Source organism: Paenibacillus amylolyticus, assembly GCF_047302515.1.
GTDB lineage: Bacteria > Bacillota > Bacilli > Paenibacillales > Paenibacillaceae > Paenibacillus > Paenibacillus amylolyticus_G.
The window spans coordinates 5,856,912-5,879,751 of sequence record NZ_CP168019.1; the positions used below are offsets into that span (position 1 = coordinate 5,856,912).

Sequence of the window (22,840 nt, forward strand, 5' to 3'; positions counted from 1 at the left end):
GGGAACGATCTCGAAAAGTCAATGTTACGTCCCCTATAGGTGTAAACGTTTTACAGATGCGTTTATAATTAAGATGCATTTCCGGCGATTACCGGTTCTGACTCCAAATTACCTTCGCTTTTCAGCTGACTCACAAAGTTCTCCAGAATCTGTACCATCTCGTCCCGCTTGGTTCCTTCCATAATAACATCCTTGATGCGGGCAGATCCTTTCAGGCCTTTCAAATACCAAGCCAGATGTTTGCGCATCTCGCGTACGGCAACTGTCTCATTCTTCAATGCGATCAGGCGATCCATATGCAGGATGGCAACACGGATCTTCTCTTCGCCATTCGGGTCAGGAAGCAATTCCCCCGTGCTTAAGTATTGAATGGTACGATACAGCATCCATGGGTTACCCAGGGCAGCACGACCGATCATAACTCCGTCACAACCCGTTTCATCCAGCATACGGCGTGCATCCTCTGGCGTATGAACATCACCATTGCCGATCACTGGGATAGAGACAGCTTCTTTTACATCTTTGATGTGTGACCAGTCAGCTGTGCCTGTATAGAGTTGCTCACGCGTACGGCCGTGTACACTTACCGCCTGTCCACCAGCACGTTCAACCGCGAGCGCATTCTCCACCGCGAAGATATGCTCGTTATCCCAGCCGATACGCATCTTGACGGTCACCGGCTTCTCCACCGCGTCCACAACAGCGGATACCATCTCATAGATTTTGTTCGGATCAAGCAACCAACGTGCACCGGCATCACATTTCGTTACCTTTGGCACAGGGCATCCCATGTTAATATCGATGATGTCTGCATTGGTTTCTTTGTCCACGATTTTGGCTGCTTCTACAAGGGAATCACGATCTCCCCCAAAAATCTGAAGGCTCAGCGGTTTCTCACGCTCATCTACAAACAACATCTCACGTGTACGCTGGTTGCCATGGACAATGGCTTTGCCACTCACCATCTCCGCGCATACGAGACCTGTTCCGAATTCTTTTGCGATCAAACGAAAAGCCTGATTACATACGCCAGCCATCGGCGCAAGTACGACCTGGTTTTTCATTTCAATGCCACCAATGTTAAGCACGGTAGTCGTTCCACTCCTTTTTTAATTCTGTATATATCACGATATAAAGTTTGATCGGTGTCTTGGTTGTTGTAACATGGCGAAACCGAAACGGTCCTAGTTGCCCCGCAACTCCTCGATACTGATTGCCAGCACACCAGCAATTCGATCGAGTTCTTGCTGTGATACCTTACGGTTTCCCCGTTCAATGGTTCCCAGAATGGCCAGCGAGATGCCGGTCTCGGCCGCAAGTTCATGTTGTGTTAAACCTTTCAGCTTCCGGAATGCCCGGATTCGGTTGGCCAATTGCATGTTTTCCAAAGCTGTATTCCATCCTTTCCATCCAGTACAGACAACGATGAGTGTACAAAGGTATACAAACCTGAAATCTCGCCCTCCGGTACGATATCCGACAGTGGTACCAGTACAAAAGCCCGTTCTCCCATGCGGGGATGAGGCAATTGAAGCAATTCGGTATCTCGCGTCTCACCGTGCATCCAGAGCAGATCCAGATCAACGGTGCGCGGTCCCCAGCGAATATCACGAACACGACCGAGACGGTTCTCGATATCCAATAATTCCGTGAGCAACTGCTCAGGTGTCAGCATCGCCTGTACGGCGACTGCCATATTCAGAAATGCAGGCTGATCTACATATCCTACAGGCTCCGTCTCATATAGTGCAGAACAACGCAGAACGGATATATGAGGGTGTTCATCCAGCAAAGACAATGCTTCAAACAGCGTCTGTTCCCGGTCACCCAAATTGGCCCCTAAAGCAATATAAGCCTCTGAAGATTCAGAGGTCGAATGTGCAATCATGATCGGTTCTCACTTTCTTGTGCGGCGAAGCTCTACCGTTACGCCCTCAAAATGAATATCGAATGGCGGATGTGGCTTCGTCACCTTGACTGTCAATGCATTGATAATAGTATAAGTGTCCAGTAAAGAAGATGCAATATGTTCGCCCAAAGCTTCAATTAACTGGAATGACTTATTCTCTACAATCTGTTTTACCAGCTCATGGATCTCCGCATAATTAATCGTTTTGGTCAGATCATCGTTTCGTCCGGCCTCACCCAGGTCCATATCAATCTCCAGATCAATATAGTACCGCTGCCCAAGCTTCCGTTCTTCTGCAAAAACACCATGATATCCGTAATACTCCATACGATGCAATACCATTCTATCCATACGATCCGCCTGCCCTCTATATATATTGAAATTTTAATCTATTTGAAGTTATCCCTTAGCTTCGCCTTTGAAAAACGCTGCGCTTCCACTGGACGGGTCACCAGGGACCCGCCAGCATTATTTCCTCCGTATACCCGGAGAAGCATACAACATGGCATCACACATGTCTGCCGTCCGCCGAATCGGCTTCACATCATGGACCCGAACCATCTGGCAGCCTTGGGCAATGCCAAATGCAACGGTCGCAGCCGTTCCTTCCAGCGCATCATCCGCCCCGACATCCAGAGTGTTCTGGATGAATCTTTTACGTGAGGTGGCTAGCAGAACCGGATACCCCATTTCATTGAGCAAACCGAGCGATGACATGAGCTTCAGATTTTCTCCGAGATCCTTAACAAAACCAATGCCCGGGTCCAGGATAATTTGCTCTGCTTTCACGCCGGCTGTTAACGCAATCTGTATACTCTCCTGCAAATCGCTCACGACATCACTCAGATAATCGGTATAGTTTCTCTCCTGCCGATTATGCATCAAAATGATGGGACACCCCAGTTCTGCTGCCGTACGAGCCATATCAGAGTCTGCCTTGGCACCCCACACATCATTAATAATATGAGCACCTGCCAGAATAGCCTGACGTGCAACATCGGCCTTATACGTGTCTACCGATAACGGAATGTGTGGGGCTTGCTGATGCAATGCTTCGATAACCGGAATGATCCGGCTCAGCTCTTCATCGGCGCCCACGACCGCTGAACCTGGACGGGTTGACTCCCCGCCGATATCAATTAGGTCCGCCCCGTCCTCCATCATCTGTTTGGCATGCGCAACCGCCCGCTCCACGCTGGTATAATGTCCACCATCCGAGAACGAGTCAGGCGTGACGTTAAGAATTCCCATGATCTGTGTTCTTTTACCCAGCTTCAACTCGGCTGGCCCCCATGCATAGTTCCGTTCATAGATGACAGGTGTAAGTGTCATGAAGTATACCCCGCTTTCTGCCGGTACATACCCAGAAGGACTGCTGTAACCGGGCCTATATGTCCGTTGCTGATTATCGTTTCGGCTCCGTCCTGATCCCGCAGAGTTGTAACCGGAACCAGTTCGGCCACCGAGCCGGTTAGAAATATTTCATCTGCTTGCAGGAGATCCTCCCAGGAAGCTAACGTTTCTATGCAGGGGATTCCTTGCTGCGAGGCAATCTCCATTACCACAGCTCTCGTGATACCCGGCAGAATGCCGGTTGAGAGTGCTGGCGTGTAGAGAACATTTTCCCGTACCCAAAACACATTGCTGACGATCCCTTCCGCTATATGACCATCCCGGGTTAATTGTAGCCCTTCCGCACCCTGCACATGCTGCCCGTATCCATTAAGCTCCCGTTTCGCCAGAATGCTGTTCATGTAATGTAGTGACTTGAACCGAATTTCTCCTTCGGGCGTGTTGCGAGGTGTAGACAACCGTTGAAGCATTTTGCCGCTCTCATATAAAGAGGGAGAAGGTTCAGGTAATGCTTTTGCCAGTAAAATATGATTCGGCTTCGAATAATCACCAGAAGGTAAGCCTAGTGGTGCTTCACCGGCTGATACCGTATAACGCACATACGCATCCCGAAGTCCGTTCGCATCCATCAAACGTTGAATCCAATCTGTCACCTCTGCTGCGGTCGTTGTAAAAGGAATGCCAAGTTCCTTGCACCCCGAAGCCATGCGCTCTAGATGCCGTTCCAAAAGATATGGAACACCTTGATACGTCCGGAACGTCTCAAACAGTCCAAGTCCGTACAAAAAGCCGTGATCCGTTACAGGAACCACGGCCGCCGCCAAATTGACCAACTCTCCACTTATCGCGGCATATTGCATGTTATACCTTCACTTGTTGGGACAAAAAGTTACGAAGCATCTGATGACCATGGTCTGTAATAATGGATTCCGGGTGGAACTGAACACCTTCAATCGCATATTCTTTGTGACGCAAACCCATAATCTCACCTTCAGCTGTCTCCGCTGTAATCTCCAGGCAGTCAGGCAAGCTGCTGCGCTCGACAATCAGGGAGTGATAACGGGTAGCTGTAAATGGGGATGGTAATCCGGCAAATACCGATGTCCCATTGTGGTGCATCTCGGATGTTTTGCCGTGCATCATGCGCTCCGCACGAATGACATTGCCACCAAACGCTTGTCCAATGGACTGATGCCCCAGGCACACACCAAAGATCGGAATGCTTCCCTTGAAATGATCGATGACTGCCAAGCTAATGCCCGCTTCATTTGGTGTACAAGGACCCGGAGAGATCAGAATATGATCAGGTGCCAGTGCCTCTATGCCTGCCAGATCAATCTCATCGTTGCGGCGAACTTCCACCGTCTCACCCAGTTCACCCAGATATTGAACCAGGTTGTACGTGAAGGAATCATAATTATCGATAACCAGTATCATATGCCTGCTCCTCCTCATCTTCCGTCAATGCAAGTGACGGTTGCTTCGTTTTATTTTAGTTTAGTTTAACAGCTTCTGTTCGCTCCGCTTGTTCTTGTTCAATAGCTCTGCTTGCTTCCGCCTCTTCGCTGTAATTCACAGCTCTCATCATGGCTCTTGCCTTGTTGCGGCATTCCTTGTATTCCCGATATGGATCGGAATCAATGACAATTCCTGCACCAGCCTGTACATAACCAATACCATCCTTAATGGCAAGCGTACGAATGACAATGTTCAATTCCATATTCCCACTGTAATCCATCCACCCGATGGAACCCGTATAAGGCCCGCGCCGCACAGGCTCAAGTTCCTCGATAATCTCCATGGTGCGAACTTTCGGCGCTCCGGTTATCGTTCCACCCGGAAATGTGGCAGCGATCACATCAAATACGGATAACCCTTCTGCCAGCCTGCCCTCCACCTGGGAAACGAGATGCATGACATGGGAATACTTCTCGATGCTCATCAATTCAGGCACATGAACCGAACCATAGGCCGCAATCCGTCCGATATCATTACGTTCCAGATCAACGAGCATAATATGCTCCGCCCGTTCCTTCTCACTGCTGAGCAGTTCATCCGCCATAGCATTATCTTCTGCTGCATCACGGCCCCTTCTTCGGGTCCCTGCAATGGGACGTGCACTGACTTTGCCATTCTCCACTTTGACCAGAAGCTCGGGAGATCCGCTTACCAGTTGAAAGTCTGGACTACGCAGCATACCCATATACGGTGATGGATTCACAAGGCGCAGCCATTCATAAATATACTCAGCGCTCGAATGAAGCCGCTTCTCCTGTCTCAAGGACAGATTCACCTGGAACACATCGCCCTGCCTGATATATTCCTGTACCGTACGCACAGCTTGTTCAAAGTCCTTCTGGGGAAAGGAGGTTTCCCATCCTTCGGATTCCCTTTCCGCATCCTCAGGCTGCGGTGTACGATTGACCTGCTTGTTGCGGCGTTCCAGTGCCTGTTGTTGTTCCTCAGCCTGTGCAGCCCCCATAATATGAAGCCATCTTTGCTGCATCGCTGTCGCTCGTGCTTCTGCCGCTGAATATAGGCTACGGATATCCGTTTCGTTCCGGTTAGGCTCTATAGCCAGATGAACCATGCAGAAAAGCGCCTGCTGCTCATGGTCATACGCCCATATTTCTTCAAAGCGCATCCACCAATAATCCGGTAGAGCTGGGTTATCCTCAGCCAAAGCTGGAAGCTTCTCCAATGATCTTGCTACATCGTAGCTGAGATAACCCGCGTATCCACCCCCAAAGTCTGGAGCCCCATTAACCTTGGGTGCGCTATACGGGGCAGTCCATCTCTTCAATACATCAAGCGGCTTGCCGCTGTCCGTCAAGGTGGTTCCTTGCGTCACATCATGAATAACCGCTTCTTGACCTTTACCGGAGATTACGGATACGGGGTCTAACCCCAGAAATGTATATCTCCCGCCTTTGCCATTCTCCAGCACAATTGCGTATGGTGACGCCTGCTGCCAGGCTGCCTCCCACGATAACGGTAAACCGCCATGATACGGTCCCTCATCCGACTTCGTGATATAGGGCATCATGGTCCAGCCTTGTTCAGCCCACTCCATCCAGTCGGCGTATGTTGTCATCAGGTGTGTCATTGCGGTGTGCCGCCCTCCATCTGTCGCTAGTTCTATTGTCTGATAGTATACTAAAGCGCCGCTCCTTTTAAAAGCATTACGCCAAAAATCCTCCATACCCGTCATACGGGCAAGGAGGATTGGTTTTGTCATTTGTAGACTTAGCCTTCGAAGTTGTAAAGAGGTGTGCTGAGGTAACGTTCGCCGTTACTTGGTACGATTACGACAACGCGCTTGCCTTCACCCAACTGTTTCGCAACCTGAAGACCTGCACGGATCGCCGCACCGGAAGAAATACCGGACAGAATGCCCTCTTCCTTTGCTACCTGACGAGCCGTCTCGAATGCATCATCATTCTCAATGTGAATGATCTCATCATAGATTTCCTGATCCAGAATCTCAGGGATAAAGTTGGCACCAATCCCCTGGATCTTATGTGGTCCTGGTTTGCCGCCCGCCAGAATTGGCGAAGCTGCTGGCTCAACCGCAACAATTTTAATACCAGCGAAAGCTTCTTTCAGCACTTCGCCTGTACCTGTAATTGTTCCGCCTGTACCAATTCCCGCAACGAAAGCATCCAACGTACCGCCTACAGATTGAATTGCTTCAACAATCTCAGGGCCAGTCGTTTCACGGTGGATCTTCACGTTGGCTTTATTTTTAAATTGCTCAGCCATGAAATAGGATGGGTTTTCTTTCAGCAGTTCTTCGGCTTTTTTAACAGCACCATTCATACCTTCAGCTCCAGGTGTAAGCACAAGCTCAGCACCATACGCACGAAGCAAGTTACGACGCTCCAAGCTCATCGTCTCAGGCATTACAATAACGGACTTGTAGCCTTTGGCTGCAGCCACCATCGCGAGTCCAATTCCCGTGTTACCACTTGTTGCTTCAATAATGGTATCACCCAGTTTCAGCTTGCCTTCTTTTTCCGCTTCTTCCACAATGCTAATTGCGATACGGTCTTTCACGCTTGAACCTGGATTCTGGTACTCCAGCTTCACGAATACTTCAGCACTGCCTTCAGGTACGATACGGTTCAGACGAACAAGCGGAGTACCTCCGATGAGTTCTGTTACGTTATTAACTACTTTAGCCATATGAATGCCCTCCTTAGTGGATGAATGAAACTTGAGTCCTGTTAACCTATACTGTGCGGCCGGTAGCCTCTAGCTGTTATAGAAGAACTGCGGAAATCCTGCTGATCCTATCCCTTACTGCTAAGATTTCTAGACAGGGCGGAGGTTTCCGAAAGTTTCTTTGTTCATAAATAAATCTTTTATATCCGAGTAAACGAGTAGGTATTTATTATTTTCATCTTATCAACGTTAACCCTTATTGTCAATATGAGTACTCAAAAAAAATACTCTGCCTTTGGCCCTAAGACCGCAGACAGAGTATTTTTATCAAGATGCAGCAGTACTATACAATCTTCTCCATTGAATTCAGGAGGCAGGAATCTCAGACAGAATTACGGCTTCATACTTGTTACGCAGCATTTGCTCTACCTGCGGCAACGGATCAGCCTGACTCAGAGCCAGTTGCATTCGAATCTCCTCACGGACCTCTTCGGCCGACTGCACCTGGCGTTCTTCTTTATCATTAAGTCTGATAATAACATAACCTTCTTCCACTCGAACCGGTCCGGCAATATCGCCTACATCCAGCCCCGCAGCAAGTTGAAGGATTTCTTCTGACTGGAATGGATCATTCCGCTCAATCCATCCCAGCCTCCCACCAGCATCACGAGAGAAGCTGTCTGTCGATTGCTTGCGAGCCGCTTCTTCAAAGTCTTCCCCCTTCTCCAACGCATCCAGTAAGGAATCGGCTTCCTCTTCTTCCTTCACTACGATGATGGACAAGTCATATTTCTCGGGGGAAACGTAATCCTCACGGTGTTCAGTCCAGTAATGCTCAATATCTGCATCCTTGATCTGTATGCTAATCGTTGCGATTTTCTCAAGCAGCAGCCTGTAGCCGGCTTCCAATTCAAGTTCCTGTTTTGACAGGCCCAATTGAGACTTCATTTCGTCAAAATATGATTTCTCTGAATCGTACCCATCCATCGCGGCGGCAAGTTCTCTTGCAATCTCTCGGGGAGTGACGATCAGCTTGCGTTCAATTGCTTCGGCATATACTGCTTTACGGTTTAACATCTGGAGTAATAACTCACTGCCGTAACGTCGTTTCAGCGCATCGGTCCACTCTTTGTCCGTGATAACTTCTCCGTTAATCGTCGCTACGGTGCTTCCTTCTTCCGTATTAGCATCATGGGATGCATCTGCCTCGTCTTTGCCCTGTCTGAGACCATGCATAGCCATCACCGTTCCCATAACCAGCATGCCCAGCGTCAAGACAATTACAGCCGTCCACAACCCTTTTTCCTGTCTTGTCATTCCGCATCCCGTCCCCGCATAGATCAGTTCTTGGCTTGCTCTAGGATGGTCTCAAGTTGTTCTTTGTTAAAGTCATAGGCTTCATTACAGAATTGGCAGACCACTTCAGCCTGGCCCTCTTCTTCAATTAATTGCTCCATCTCCGTTTGGCCCAGGCTGATCAGCGTCTTCTCTACCCGCTCACGTGAACAATCACAGCTAAAATGTATATCCAGTCCTTCCATCACTTGTACATCTGGCAACAATCGGCGAAGCAACTCTTCCAACTCAAGCCCCTGCTCCAGCAACGTCGTCACTGGCGGCAACGTACTAATGGCGTTTTCGATCGCCGTGATCTCTGGATCTGTCAATCCCGGCAACAGCTGCATAATGAATCCACCTGAGACAATAACGGAATTATCCGTATCAACGAGCACACCAACGCCTACAGCAGAAGGTGTTTGCTCCGATTGAGCAAAGTAGTACGTGAAGTCTTCGCCCAGTTCTCCTGAAATAATAGGCACACTGCCACGATATGGCTCTTTCAGTCCCAAATCCTTCGTTATGTTGATGAAACCTTCCGTTCCAACCGCGCCTGCAACGTCCAGTTTACCCACACTATTACTTGGCAAATGTACATGCGGATTAGAAACATATCCTCGTACTTCGCCTTTCGCATTGGCATCAGCTACAATCTGTCCAATGGGCCCATCACCGTTGACTTGTACCGTTAACTTCTCTTCACCTTTGAGCATTGCACCCATAATGGCTGCTGTTGTAACCGTACGCCCCATGGCAGCTGTAGCCGTGGGAAACGTATCGTGTCTTCTGCGTAGTTCCTCAACCAGTTCCGTAGTCTGGATAGCAAAGGCTCTTACCTTTCCATTCATTGCTGTACCACGAATTAACCGGTCATGCTTGTTGTTGTTTTCCAAGTCATTCAGCCTCCTTTGGCGTATCGCCATAATAGTCGTAACACAGAAAAAACGGCACAACACTTAAGCTATAATCTCAGCCCGCTGTATGCCGTCTCTATGCTCACCTTTCCCGGTTCCGCTCATATATAATACGCAGCCCTTCAAGCGTAAGCAGCGGATCAACTTCCTCTATACTACGGGTTTCTTCTGCGATAAGTGTAGCGAGACCACCCGTCGCGATAACTCGGGGCTTCGCTCCCATCTCCTCGCGAATACGTTCTACAATACCATCTACCTGCCCTGCATAGCCAAATATAATACCCGCTTGCATAGCATGAATAGTATTACGGCCAATGACCTTTTTAGGTTTCTCCAGCTCTATACGAGGCAACTTGGATGCCCGCTCATAGAGCGCTTCAGTGGCAATCTGGATGCCGGGTACAATAGCTCCCCCCAGATAGTGGCCTTTCTCGTCAATACAGTCAAAGGTCGTTGCAGTACCGAAATCGACCACGACGAGAGGGCCGCCATACTTCTCAACGGCTGCCACTGCATTAACAATACGATCTGCACCCACTTCACGAGGGTTCTCGTATCGCAGATTCAAGCCAGTTTTGATACCAGGCCCAACGAGCAAAGCTTTTTTGCCTACATACTTCTCACACATCGCTTCGATTACATTCACCAGTGGCGGAACCACAGATGAGATGATGACACCTTCGATGTCACTTGCCCTGATGCCGGACATATGAAATAAATTATAAATCAATACGCCGTATTCATCCACTGTTGACTGACGTGATGTACTCAGACGAAAGTGGTGCAGCAATTCCCGGCCTTGATATACGCCGAGCACCATATTGCTGTTCCCCACGTCTACAACTAAAATCAAAGAGGTTCACCCCTCTTTCTTTTCATTTAAATCCAGACTAATATCCAGGCTCTCAAAGGAATAGGTTAACCTGCCAACTGAAATTACATCCACACCACTCTCTGCAATACCACGAATGGTCTGAAGAGACACATTACCGGATGCTTCAACCTTCACATGAGGAGCCTGTTCACGAATAAGTTCAACTGCTTCACGCATCCGCTCTGGATGCATGTTATCCAGCATAATGATATCTGCCCCGGCTTGCAAGGCTTCTCTCACCTGCTCCAGATTTTCAGTCTCTACTTCAATCGTCATCGTATGTGGGATAACCGTTCGCGCACGCTGTACCGCCTCGGTGATTCCGCCTGCACCCTTGATGTGGTTATCCTTAATCATAACGGCATCGTACAGTCCAAATCGATGATTCGCTCCGCCACCCACGCGCACTGCATATTTCTCAAGTAATCGGTGGCCCGGCGTTGTCTTACGTGTATCCACGAGCCTGGTCTCAAGACCATCCAGAACATCCACGTAGCTACGCGTACGCGTAGCTATTCCGGACATACGTTGCAGCAAGTTAAGTGCCAGCCGTTCCCCCGTAAGCAGTGAATGTGTACTTCCCTCTACCTCGGCCAAAATCGTGCCATGGGTAACCTGGTCTCCGTCTGTTACCTTCGGTGAAAATACAAGATCAGGATCAACGACTTGAAATACAAGTTCAGCTACGGTCATGCCTGCAATAACACCATTGTCTTTGGCGTGTATAATGGCCTTCGATTGGTTGCCTGCCGGGATCGTCACACTTGTTGTAACGTCACCTGCACCAACATCTTCACGAAGCCAGTTTTTGATTGATTCGATAAGCCCTTCATTATATCCATTCAGTATCATGACATCAATTCCTCCACAATCGCTTGTTCTCGCTGCTGCAGGCTATGCTTCTGCCACACGATATCATCACGTGCCGGGAAATCCTCACGATAGTGAGCCCCCCGACTCTCCTCGCGGTGTAATGCCCCGCTGGTAACTAACCAGGCACAAGTCAGAAGGTTGGCATACTCCAGCTCTTCCTTATGAGTGAGTGTCTGATCAAAAAATTGCAATTCCTGTTGCAGCTTGTCCATGGCCTTCTGCAGGTCCTCACCATTCCGGCGCAAGCCTACCTGACGAACCATCATTTTCTGTAGTCGTAAGCGTCTTTCGGATACCGGCCTTTGCTCTTCCATGATCTTGCTATTCATGTTCACAGATGCAGTCGAAGTTCCTCTTACTTGTAATGAACCGAGCGGGGAAAGTGATTGAATACGATCAACAATTCTCCGCCCAAATACAATCGCTTCTGATAAAGAGTTGCTTGCCAGGCGGTTAGCTCCATGCACTCCTGTAGAAGACACCTCGCCACAAGCAAATAATCGGGAGATACTGCTCTCTCCACTTAAATCCGTTTTCACTCCACCCATCATGTAATGGGCAGCAGGTGCAACGGGAATCCAGTCCGTTGTCATGTCCAATCCATAACGCATACAAGTCTCATATATGGTAGGGAACCGATGCTTGATCATCTCTGGCTGTTCATGTGTAATGTCCAGGTACACAAAGGTACTGTTGGTAGACTCCATCTCACTAACAATCGCTCGTGCCACGATATCGCGTGGGGCCAGTTCAAGCTGGGCATGATAACGATCCATGAAGCGCTCGCCCTTCACATTGCGCAAATATGCCCCTTCGCCGCGTACGGCTTCTGACACAAGGAAACGCGGGGCCCCCGGGTAACAAAGAGAGGTGGGGTGGAATTGGATAAATTCCATGTCACGAACAATAGCCCCAGCCCGATAGGCCATGGCTACACCATCGGCAGTAGCTACATCCGGATTCGTCGTGTATCGGTACAGTTGTCCTGCCCCACCAGAGCAAAGAACAGTTGCCTGTGCCTTCACGAACACTTGCGATCCGTCATCCTTCTGAACCAGAGCGCCAATGCATTCCCCTCGATCTCGATCTTTAATCAGGTCAACAACAAAATGCTCATCCCATACTTCAATCCCGGGATGCTCATTCACTTCAACAGCAAGCGCACGGACAATCTCATATCCCGTTGCATCTCCGTTGGCATGCAAAATACGGCGGTGGCTATGCGCACCTTCCTGCGTCAACGCCAACTCGCCGTTCTCCAGATCAAATAAAGTACCCAAACGAATCAGTTCCTTCACTCCGTCCGGACCCTCATTCACCAATACCTCTACCGCTTCGGAGCGGCATAAGCCCGCTCCTGCTACAAGTGTATCCTGCAAGTGGTAAGCAGGTGAATCATCCTCAGCAATAACCGCAGCGATGCCTCCCTGCGCATATCTGGTGTTACTTTCAAGTAATGACTTCTTCGTGATCATTAATACACGTTGTTGTTCACTTGCCTTAATGGCGGTGAACAAACCAGCAATCCCTGAGCCTATAACCAGTACATCCGTCTCTACCATGGGTAGCGCAGACAGATCAAAATCAACTAAATATTGCGGTATCATGTTATTCACCTGTCTTGGAGCAAGAGTAGCGCATCCTACTTTACCAACAACATGCGCTCTAGTGATTCTCTGGCTTTGTCGGCAACGGCCGGTGGCACGTAGATTTGCGGCTTCATCGTTTCCAGGCATTTCACCAGTTTCTTCAAGTTGTTCACCTTCATGTTGGGACATACGAGGAACTTGGTAGCAAAGTGGAACTGTTTATCCGGACTATCCAGACGAAGCTGATATCCTGTACCATCTTCGGTACCTACGATAAATTCCTTCGCTGATGAATTTTTGCAATACTCCAGAATAGCTGTTGTGCTGCCTACAAAATCACCCATTTCTACAACCTCAGGGCGACACTCTGGATGGACAACAAACTCTGCATTTGGATGCTTGGCTCTCATCTCCACCACATCTTTGACTGTAAGCATATCGTGAGTGTTGCAGTAACCTTCCCAGATAATCATTTTCTTGTCTGTATGCTGCTGCACATAATGTCCCAGGTTTTTATCCGGTACCCAGATAATTTCGTCGGAATCCACCGATTGGATAACCCGGACTGCGTTCGCCGATGTACAACAGATGTCAGTCTCTGCTTTGATCTCAGCCGAGGAATTGATATACGTAACCACCTTGGCATTAGGGTGTTGTGCTTTCAATTTGCGTAGTCCATCCACATTCACCATATCTGCCATTGGGCAGCCCGCACGTTCGTCCGGGATAATAACTGTTTTATTTGGCGCAAGAATTTTAGCGCTTTCACCCATAAAATGAACACCACAGAAAACGATCACATCCGCATCTGTCTGTGCTGCCTTCTGGGCTAACAGAAACGAATCTCCACGGAAGTCGGCAACCTCCTGTACTTCGTCACGTTGATAATAATGGGCAAGAATAATGGCATTACGTTCCTTCTTCAACTCCATAAGCCGCTCACGCAGCTCGCGGTTCATCTCAGCCTTGCGCTCTAAAGCCAGAGCTTCCACCTGTGATCCTCTCCTTTATCGGGACAGCGTCATGCGCTGTTTCGTGGGCTAACCTAAGTCGTTATCTTCGCTTGAGAAACGAATCACAAGCGGTTTAACAACTAATTTACACAACGTTCACGACTCTGTCAATAAATGAAAAAGGCCCGGAACAGCGCTGTAACCCCCTGTTTGCTAACTGGTTCGCCATCTAACTCCCGTTTATCTTTATCTATCCTTATTTAAAATAATGGATAAAAAAAAGAGAGCCCTAGGGCTCTCTTGATTTCACCTGCTATCATAGCCAGATGTATTGTGCATTAAGACGTTGGCTTAGTTCCGCCATCATCCGGGTTATTGTTATTACCCTTTTCCAGATTCGGAGCTTCGTTTGGAATATCTCCGGCTGGTGGCTCAGGCGTTTCATCTTTACCTTGAATACGAACACGCACATCACCGATGGTGTCGATGATTGGCTCTCCGCCTTCAGTTGGTGTGCCTTCACCATCATTGTCATTCTCTGCTTTTGGAGTCAAAGAACCTGTTTCGATCAATTGCTTGATCTGATCCATTTCCAAAGTCTCAACCTCAAGCAAAGTTTGAGCGATCAGGTGCATCTCTTTTGAATGTTTAACAAGCAAGTCCTTACACTTCTCATAACAGTCATTGATAAAGCGTTGCATTTCCTGATCAATCTCGTAAGCAATGGAATCCGAGTAATTCTGTTCATGACCGATATCCCGACCAAGGAATACCTGTCCTTGTGAACTTCCGAATTGCATAGGTCCCAATTTCTCACTCATACCGTATTCCATAACCATGCTGCGAACAATACCTGTCGCTTGCTGGAAGTCACTGTATGCACCAGTACCAATTTCTCCGATGAACAATTCTTCAGCTACACGACCTCCGAGAAGGCCGGTTACTTTATCAAGCAACTCGTTTTTGGTAACCAGCATACGGTCTTCTTTAGGTAACATGATTACATATCCACCCGCACGTCCGCGCGGAATGATGGTCACTTTATGTACCATATCGGCATGTTCCAGGAAGTATCCTACAATGGTATGACCTGCTTCATGATAAGCAACAATGCGTTTCTCGCGATCACTGATGACACGGCTTTTCTTCTCCGTACCGACAATAACACGGTCAATCGCTTCGTCGACTTCTTTCATGGAAATATCTTTACGGTTACGACGTGCTGCGATCAGCGCCGCTTCGTTCAAGAGATTCTCCAAATCTGCACCGGAGAAGCCTGTTGTACGTTTCGCGATAATATCCATCTTCACATCGTTGGTCAGTGGTTTATTACGGGAATGTACTTTCAGGACAGCTTCACGACCTCTTACATCAGGGCGGTCAACCGTAATTTGACGGTCAAAACGTCCAGGACGCAACAAGGCAGGGTCCAAAATATCTGCACGGTTCGTTGCGGCTATGATGATAATACCTTCGTTAACTCCGAATCCGTCCATCTCAACGAGCAACTGATTGAGTGTTTGTTCACGTTCATCGTGACCACCACCGAGACCAGCACCACGCTGACGTCCTACAGCATCAATCTCATCGATAAAGATGATACATGGGGCATTTTTCTTCGCATTTTCAAACAAATCACGTACACGTGATGCACCGACACCGACGAACATTTCCACGAAGTCGGAACCTGAAATTGTGAAGAATGGTACACCCGCTTCACCGGCTACGGCACGAGCGAGCAATGTTTTACCGGTACCTGGAGGCCCTACGAGCAATACGCCCTTAGGAATCCTTGCACCTACTGCTGCGAATTTACGAGGGTCCTTGAGGAAGTCTACAACCTCAACAAGTTCCTGTTTCTCTTCGTCAGCACCCGCAACATCTTCAAATGTAACCCGCTTCTTCTCTTCGTTGTAGAGACGAGCACGGCTTTTACCAAAGTTCATTACTTTACCGCCGCCGCCTTGAGCCTGATTAAACAGGAAGAAGAACAGCAGGAACATAATGATCAAAGGAATAAAGGAAGTCAGCAACGTCAACCAGATGCTGTCACCTTTCATTGGCTCCTGATGATATTGGAAATTGTTAGTTTCACTTGCAGCTACAAGCTCACTAATTGCCTCATCCGTAGGAGGAATATACGTTGAGAAATTTTCTGATTTGGCGCCATCAGGTGCCTTCTTGTATTGACCGGTCACGAGATACGTTTGACCGTTGAATTGAACCGTCAATTCAGAGACATTGTTGGCTTTGATCGCTGCACGCAACTGATCATATCTAGGATTATCGGTGGCTTCGCCGCCATTGCTGACGAACTGGACTATCCCCACCACAACTAAAAAAAGAATCAAATAAAAACCAGAATTCCGGATGAACCGATTCATCCCCTACCTCCTCTCGAGACACTTTAATTATTTTAACATAGCCCGACATGGCTTCTCAACAGAAGCCAAGAACAGCTCAAGGCTTGGGTCGGGCAGGGTATTAGCTACTATAGACTTCCGGCTTCAAAATCCCGATATAGGGCAGGTTCCGGTACTTCTCCGCAAAATCCAAACCGTAACCAACGATGAACGCGTCAGGAATGTCAAAGCCTGTGTAATGAGCTTCCAACTCAACTTTACGGCCTGAAGGCTTGTCGAACAGCGTAACCACACGCACCGACTCGGCACCGCGGTTTTCTAGCAGTTCAATCAGGTAGCTGAGTGTAAGTCCGCTGTCGATAATATCTTCGACAATCAGAACTTCCCGCCCTTCAACGGATACATCCAGATCCTTAATGATTTTGACAACACCTGATGACTTGGTAGAAGCGCCGTAACTGGATACCGCCATAAAATCCATTTCAACAGGTACCGTTATGTTTTTAACCAAATCAGCCATAAATATAAACGCACCCTTGAGCACACAAATGACCAAAGGATTGCGATTTGCATATTCGGCACTTAGTGTTGCGCCTAATTCCTTGACTTTACTCTGAATTTCTTCTTCACTGATCAATACTTCCTGAATGTCGTTCTGCAACTGTGCGAACCTCCTAAGTTATACTATGAAAGCCTTACCTGAACCATAACCACTACCCCTGAATCGCTGAATCGCCTACAGTCATGTACAGGATTGCGGAAGTGCCCTCCCTGACAGGAGCCACATTGGACCGTCGAACACCCGGTAACCAGATGATATGACCTGCTCCATCACATACCACAGGAATACGTGGACGGACATATGGGGGGATTTTCTCATCGATGAAAATATTTTTCACCTTTTTGCTTCCGTTTAATCCCATCACTTTCATGGTATCTCCAGGTAACCGTGAACGCACAACCAGCGGCATAAGCAATTGATCCGCATCAAACGCGGCTTGATCCGCCGATTCCGGTACATGATAGTCCTCGGGACTCACCGTCATCAACCGAATATACCGGTTAATTGGGGTGAGTGAAAGCTCATAAGTTCCACTCCATTGCGCAAGACGATACTCGTAAGATTGATCCTGTACGTCCGTCCGTATGCCAAAAGAAATCAGATTATACTCCCGAGTGCAGGCGAGTGTCTGTCCTATATCCAGGCTCCAGGTCGTCACATGGGTCTCCATGACCTTGTGCCGAATGGTTTCTATACGGGTAAAGTCGACAAAATCACTGTCCAAAGGCAGATAATTCAATATTAGTTTAATCAACCTTCGTTGTAAAGCGACATGTAACTTCAAGAAGGAAGGCACCTCAAAGGTTTGCCTTCCGCCGTTCACCTGCACTAGACACCTGTATGTGTCATATGCACTCTGCTCCATGAAATCGTCTTCATCACCCACAATTTCGGCAAGCCGATTCAATGACGGCGTGAGTTGTCCATTATACTGCCCCAAAAAAGGAAGCACATCCAAGCGAATGGCATTACGCCGATATTTACGCAGGGCGTTGCTCTCATCATTGAAATACATAAAACCCTGGGTATTACAAGCTTCTACAAGGTCTGTCTTGTTTATACGAAGGCATGGACGAATAAGTTCCACATTTTTTTCTCGTCTTTTAAACTTCATTCCTGAGAGTCCCGACAAGCCGGTTCCACGAAGCAAATGAAGCATGACCGTCTCCGCCTGATCATCGGCATGATGTGCCAAAGCGATGCTTGCCGCATTATATTTGGAAGCCACTTCGTGCAAAAAGGCATATCGCTTGTTGCGGGCTGCTTCCTGTGGTCCTTGACCCGTAAGCTCCATATATGAAGGTACATCGGCTTTGGTCCATTCAAATGTAATACCAAGCTGCTGTGCCAGTTCCATCATTTTCTCCGCTTCATCATCAGATTCACTCCGGAAGCCATGATGCACGTGGGCACAGATCAATTCAAGTGGCACATGCCGCTTGCTGATCTCGTGCATGATATGCAAAAAAGCTACCGAGTCCGGCCCGCCCGATACTGCGACGACAATCCGATCCCCGGGAACCCATAACTGATGCTCTTCCGCTGCATCCAGCACGTTCTTCACCAGCATGTTCCAGCGTAAAGCCTCCATACCTGTTCCTCATTTCTTGCGTTATGTATATGCACTCTCACAGATCAAAAAAGTAGTGCATAGATGAGCACTCCAATAAGTAATATCACAGATACAGCGAATGCGTTCTTAAGCCAGCGCGGTGTTGTACTTTTGGAACGACGGCGGAGAGGCGTGGGGCGTGCCATCATTTCCTTCCACCCTTGTGCCGCATGACCTGCATCACGAAACTGACCTCGTAATGCCTGAGTTGTCCAATTGCGAAAAGGACCCAGTCGTTCACTGCGCTCCACCAGCGCTACGAGCTGATTCACACTTCGCAGTTGCGGTAATCCTTCGGCCGCCAGTGCCTTGAGCGCGTCTGCTTCAAGTACATGAATCAACAATAATGCAAATGCAAATACATCATAGGTACCATCTGCCGTACGGCTACCTGCATTCCAGAAGCCCCGATCATACCATTCGGTGAACTGTTTGACGCTTCGACCAATCGACGTAACTCCGCCGTAGTCGATCAATTCCACCTGCCCATAGTCGGATACTAACACATTCTGAGGTTTGAGATCACCAAACACCCATCCCGCCTGATGCAATTGTGCCAGCTTCTGCAAGAGTCTAAGTCCCACCAGAAGTGTCCAGTCTGTCCCCTGACGCCGAATGAAGTGATGAAGAGCCTCACCTCGAACGTAACGCATCACATAAAAGGGAATATCCCGGCCACGAACGGCATAATCATCCACATCTTTAAGATAGGAAGGAATGCCGCTCTGCCGAAGGGCCTCATGATTACGCTGTAGTTGAAAAGATTTGAGCACATTGACTTCCGATTGCAGATCAACCGGATCAAATCCCATTTTTAGCGCGTAGTGTTTGCCATTTTCACCCCGTTGGACAAGAAAAACGATGCCATTAGCTCCTTTGCCCAGTAGCTTCCGAATCGTGTAACGACTGCGATTCCATTTCCCTGTAACCACTGTTCCTGGCGGGAAAGAGGCGTCAGACAACGTTGTCACCGAGCATCCCTTCTCTTTCAATGCGATAGTTCCCTTCTATTTCCTGCTGTTTCTCCAGTGTACCATAACGGTAAAAATCAATCACCTTCTGAATTGCAGGACCTGTCGGCGTTGCACCCTTCATCTGCAACCTTCCAAACAAGGACCGAACACGGCCTGGATCCGTTGTCCAGTCAATATCCATTACCGCATCTTCCCCGATGTGTCGTCCCGGAAAATGAAATACGGAAAGCTTGCTTTGACCTATACGCGCCTGCAAACTCAACATTAAATCGCGGATGCCTTCTTCTACCGCAGCCAGTTTGGGCTTCATGCTGGCACTGACGTCTATTAGCAAAATAACCTGTAACGCTGTAGTTTCAGCCATATCATCCATCACTTCCACGACCCGGGCGCGTTGTGCAGGCTCCAGATCCGTTACCGTTTTGGGCTCCTTCTCTCCCAAAATTTGTGTTAACTCTCTATTAACCGCCTGCTGAATGGTCTGAACCACCGTTTTTCTTGTCATCATCTGCATCGTATGGGCAAGCTGACGTGTACCTACAATTTGGCTGATTCCACCTCCGGCTCTGGCAATATCCTCAATCTCCCGGCTACCCAACTCACCAATGGTTCCATAATCAATCACGCCAACCACATTAACCGTAATCCCCTCTTCCAGCGCTTCGGCCGCTGCCAGCACCGGACTTGGTCCTACATTGGAACAACCGTCGGTGATCAATAAGATTTGCTTCATCCGATATCCCTCCGTTATTCGTTACTCTCCAACTCTATGACTAGCATTGCCAGAATGAAGAGACTTCAAACAGAAGAATATGCAATTAACTGACGGTCCGTGGACGCTCCATCCGGTTGATGCCAGGCACACGCAGTGTGGCCCATTCAGGGCGGAAATGCTCTACTTTTCCAACAACGACGGTCATATCATCCAATATCTCATGCTGCTGATATCTTATGACACTTTCAAGCAGGCAATCGGCCAAATCTTGCGGATCATCTGTATCAATCTCTTGAATGAGCCGTTTCATCCATAACTCTTTGTTCACCGCATACCCCGGTGCATCATAGATGCCATCCGTCATCATAATGAGGATATCCCCCGGCTGAAGCTGTACCGTCACCAGATCCACTTCAATATCCTTAATAATACCGATTGGCAAATTGCTGGCCGAAACCTGAATAACCTCCTGGCCTCGTTTGATAAAACTTGGCGTCGATCCGATTTTCATAAACGTGGTCTCTGCCGTATATTCATCGATCAGCGCCATATCCACTGTGGCATACATCTCTTCAGGGGAGCGCAGCATCAGAACGGAGTTTACGGATTTGATCGCTAGTTTCTCGTCCATGCCGGACTGTAGCAACTGTTCCAGTATGTTCAGCGCCGCGCTGCTCTCCATCCGTGCCCGTTCTCCATTGCCCATTCCATCACTGAGCGCCACCGCAAATGTACCGTTGCCTAACTCAACCGTGCTGAAGCTGTCGCCTGACATCACATCTCCCCCTTTTGCGGCGGCGGCAACACCCGTGGTAACCTCGAAGGTTTTGGCTGAACCAAACGTAACGGTTGCCAGTCCCTGACGAGGATCGGTCATGGTCTCATGCAAGACGGCAATATGCTCGTCCAGTACATCCGAGATCAGCGGAGCAATCATTTTCCGGCACTCATCGAATCCACGTGTATATGCATGTACAATCTCAATCTCTACATTGCCCGCTTCCAGATTGATGATCTCAATGGAGTGAATGGACAAGCCCAATGACTCCAGTGCGTCCCGAATCTGCTCCTCCTGCTGTACCATCTCATCACTTTCCCGCTGAATTTCTTTGGCCAGGTCCTCCATGACCTGAGATACACCAGACAATTGCTCTGCAACCAGCTGCCGGCTGTCGATAATTTGGCGCTTCCATTGCATGTTATGTTGATGCAGTCCATACTGGGCACGCATGACTTCTAGGACCTCTTCCGGTTTCGCACACACCCTGTTCCAATCCACTGGAATCTGCTTGCCTGAGATCTCCGGGTTTCCTTCAATCGTACTCATCACGTCCGTCATATATTTGTAGGTTTGAATAAACTTCGCATCCCAGCATTGTGTACGCTTGAAGCAGCTTGCACATGTGCTCTCGGCAACCGCATTCATGAAATGGTCCATTCCACCTTCTTTCTGTACCTGCTCCCCTGCACCCGACATCTGATCGAAGCTACGTGATAATTGACGGAATACCTGTGAGAACCGGGTTACCCGTTCTGCCGTGATATCCCGTATCCGTTTGGCATACTCATGCTGGGATTTCGTATGATCCTGCGTACCCGGTACATATTTGGATATCGCCGTCATCAGGCTTTTAGGTGTTAACATGAATAGTACGATAGCTGCACACGTCTCCCATAATGAGTTCATCACATCGCCCGGTCCTCCCAGATATATGGATAGAATGGACGAACCCAGCAGCATGCCCAGTGCAACCGCCGCACGTTTGCCTTCTCGAAGCATACCCGCCAGCATCCCGGCAAAAGCAAGCAGGCTCATCTGATACACCGCTGACATGTCAGCCAGACTCAGAATCAAGCCAGTAATGACCCCAACTGAGGCTCCGAGGGGGGCTCCGCCCACCAGCGCAAAGATTAATATGAGATAACGGGAGAGCATATGCTCGACGGATAAAGACTGAATGGTCCACCCTACGGCTCCCGTCATAACGGAAGCGAGCAATATGATCAGGCAGAGGATCTCCTCGTTCTTTAGGCTGAACTTTTTTTTGCGGTAAGTGAAGATCGGTATGGCTTGTATAAAAACAAGGGTGAGCACGAAACTTAATACGGAATCCATGGTGAGCATCAGCATGGCGTACCAGCTGAAGGATGGCCCAATCACCACCGCGAATAATTTGACCATAAACGTAGTCGTAAACACCATCGTCGGTGCATAAGATAATTCAGCACGATCATAAGATTCCAGTCCACGGAAGAGCAGATAAAAGATGGCGATCTCCGATGCAACAATGAGTGGTACTGGAAACGGTGCAAAGAGACTACCTGCGAGTAGAGCGGCGCCTACTGGAATGATGTAATCCCTGCGCATGAATGCAATTACAGCGAAGTAGGCAATGGCAAAGGGAGATAACTCATTCAGAATCATAGCCTTTCCGAGCAGGAACCCCATAAACGTAAGCAGCAGTACCCATTTGCGGGAAGCAATCATTTGGACAGCCTTGCGGGAGCCAAGCCATTGTTTCAGACGTACCGACAGCTCCTCCCGAGCTTCCGTACCTCCTTTACCTGCTTTCATTCCCGGAAATTGAATGACATTCCACTTTTCCATCATCCTCAAGGCACCCCATTCGATTAATTTGAATTTTCG

The 22,840-nt window shown here is 48.6% G+C and carries 21 protein-coding genes; all 21 read right to left on the minus strand.

Annotation, left to right across the window (positions count from 1 at the left end; all coding sequences use genetic code 11):
- Positions 1-68 precede the first annotated feature (68 nt).
- The gene (dusB, locus tag ACDJ59_RS25675; RefSeq protein ID WP_413406637.1) at positions 69-1,088 is read right to left on the minus strand and encodes a tRNA dihydrouridine synthase DusB; all 1,020 of its coding nucleotides are present in this window, start codon (positions 1,086-1,088) and stop codon (positions 69-71) included.
- 96 nt (positions 1,089-1,184) lie between these two features.
- The gene (locus ACDJ59_RS25680; RefSeq protein WP_036668438.1) at positions 1,185-1,379 is read right to left on the minus strand and encodes a helix-turn-helix domain-containing protein; all 195 of its coding nucleotides are present in this window, start codon (positions 1,377-1,379) and stop codon (positions 1,185-1,187) included.
- Positions 1,340-1,888, minus strand: a complete 549-nt coding sequence (gene folK / locus ACDJ59_RS25685) for a 2-amino-4-hydroxy-6-hydroxymethyldihydropteridine diphosphokinase (RefSeq protein ID WP_047844503.1) — start codon at positions 1,886-1,888, stop codon at positions 1,340-1,342. The genes ACDJ59_RS25680 and folK overlap by 40 nt, the downstream gene beginning before the upstream one ends.
- 9 nt (positions 1,889-1,897) lie before the next feature.
- Positions 1,898-2,260 (minus strand): dihydroneopterin aldolase, encoded by a 363-nt coding sequence (gene folB / locus ACDJ59_RS25690; RefSeq protein WP_036606103.1) that lies wholly within the window; start codon positions 2,258-2,260, stop codon positions 1,898-1,900.
- A gap of 117 nt (positions 2,261-2,377) precedes the next feature.
- Positions 2,378-3,241 (minus strand): dihydropteroate synthase, encoded by an 864-nt coding sequence (gene folP / locus ACDJ59_RS25695; protein WP_413406638.1) that lies wholly within the window; start codon positions 3,239-3,241, stop codon positions 2,378-2,380.
- Complete coding sequence (locus ACDJ59_RS25700; protein ID WP_413406639.1) at positions 3,238-4,122, minus strand: aminotransferase class IV; 885 nt, start codon at positions 4,120-4,122, stop codon at positions 3,238-3,240. Before ACDJ59_RS25700 ends, folP begins: the two co-directional genes overlap by 4 nt.
- 1 nt (position 4,123) lies before the next feature.
- Entirely contained in the window at positions 4,124-4,699 is a 576-nt protein-coding gene (gene pabA / locus ACDJ59_RS25705) for an aminodeoxychorismate/anthranilate synthase component II (RefSeq protein ID WP_036606106.1), read from the minus strand.
- A 55-nt stretch (positions 4,700-4,754) separates the two neighbouring features.
- On the minus strand, positions 4,755-6,368 hold the full coding sequence (locus ACDJ59_RS25710; protein WP_413406640.1) for an anthranilate synthase component I family protein: 1,614 nt from the start codon (positions 6,366-6,368) through the stop codon (positions 4,755-4,757).
- 140 nt (positions 6,369-6,508) lie between these two features.
- Positions 6,509-7,447: a cysteine synthase A gene (cysK, locus tag ACDJ59_RS25715; protein ID WP_413406641.1), complete on the minus strand. Its 939-nt coding sequence runs from the start codon at positions 7,445-7,447 to the stop codon at positions 6,509-6,511.
- A gap of 345 nt (positions 7,448-7,792) precedes the next feature.
- On the minus strand, positions 7,793-8,743 hold the full coding sequence (locus ACDJ59_RS25720) for a peptidyl-prolyl cis-trans isomerase (RefSeq protein ID WP_413406642.1): 951 nt from the start codon (positions 8,741-8,743) through the stop codon (positions 7,793-7,795).
- Between the two features lie 23 nt (positions 8,744-8,766).
- On the minus strand, positions 8,767-9,657 hold the full coding sequence (hslO, locus tag ACDJ59_RS25725) for an Hsp33 family molecular chaperone HslO (protein ID WP_413406643.1): 891 nt from the start codon (positions 9,655-9,657) through the stop codon (positions 8,767-8,769).
- A gap of 103 nt (positions 9,658-9,760) precedes the next feature.
- Positions 9,761-10,531: a type III pantothenate kinase gene (locus ACDJ59_RS25730; RefSeq protein WP_026081372.1), complete on the minus strand. Its 771-nt coding sequence runs from the start codon at positions 10,529-10,531 to the stop codon at positions 9,761-9,763.
- A 6-nt stretch (positions 10,532-10,537) separates the two neighbouring features.
- Complete coding sequence (gene nadC / locus ACDJ59_RS25735) at positions 10,538-11,404, minus strand: carboxylating nicotinate-nucleotide diphosphorylase (RefSeq protein WP_413406644.1); 867 nt, start codon at positions 11,402-11,404, stop codon at positions 10,538-10,540.
- Complete coding sequence (gene nadB, locus ACDJ59_RS25740; RefSeq protein WP_413409917.1) at positions 11,401-13,032, minus strand: L-aspartate oxidase; 1,632 nt, start codon at positions 13,030-13,032, stop codon at positions 11,401-11,403. The genes nadC and nadB overlap by 4 nt, the downstream gene beginning before the upstream one ends.
- Positions 13,033-13,067: 35 nt before the next feature.
- Positions 13,068-14,006 carry a quinolinate synthase NadA gene (nadA, locus tag ACDJ59_RS25745; RefSeq protein ID WP_017691350.1) on the minus strand — a complete coding sequence of 313 codons (939 nt, stop codon included), beginning with the start codon at positions 14,004-14,006 and terminating at the stop codon, positions 13,068-13,070.
- A gap of 299 nt (positions 14,007-14,305) precedes the next feature.
- Positions 14,306-16,351, minus strand: coding sequence for an ATP-dependent zinc metalloprotease FtsH (gene ftsH, locus ACDJ59_RS25750; RefSeq protein WP_100528131.1), 2,046 nt, complete (start codon positions 16,349-16,351; stop codon positions 14,306-14,308).
- 100 nt (positions 16,352-16,451) lie between these two features.
- Positions 16,452-16,991 carry a hypoxanthine phosphoribosyltransferase gene (gene hpt / locus ACDJ59_RS25755; protein WP_017691352.1) on the minus strand — a complete coding sequence of 180 codons (540 nt, stop codon included), beginning with the start codon at positions 16,989-16,991 and terminating at the stop codon, positions 16,452-16,454.
- 52 nt (positions 16,992-17,043) lie between these two features.
- Complete coding sequence (gene tilS / locus ACDJ59_RS25760) at positions 17,044-18,483, minus strand: tRNA lysidine(34) synthetase TilS (RefSeq protein WP_413406645.1); 1,440 nt, start codon at positions 18,481-18,483, stop codon at positions 17,044-17,046.
- 44 nt (positions 18,484-18,527) lie between these two features.
- Positions 18,528-19,475: a serine/threonine protein kinase gene (locus ACDJ59_RS25765; protein WP_036668459.1), complete on the minus strand. Its 948-nt coding sequence runs from the start codon at positions 19,473-19,475 to the stop codon at positions 18,528-18,530.
- Positions 19,459-20,211 (minus strand): VWA domain-containing protein, encoded by a 753-nt coding sequence (locus tag ACDJ59_RS25770; RefSeq protein WP_413406646.1) that lies wholly within the window; start codon positions 20,209-20,211, stop codon positions 19,459-19,461. Before ACDJ59_RS25770 ends, ACDJ59_RS25765 begins: the two co-directional genes overlap by 17 nt.
- A gap of 85 nt (positions 20,212-20,296) precedes the next feature.
- Positions 20,297-22,804 carry a stage II sporulation protein E gene (gene spoIIE, locus ACDJ59_RS25775; protein WP_413406647.1) on the minus strand — a complete coding sequence of 836 codons (2,508 nt, stop codon included), beginning with the start codon at positions 22,802-22,804 and terminating at the stop codon, positions 20,297-20,299.
- Positions 22,805-22,840: the final 36 nt, after the last annotated feature.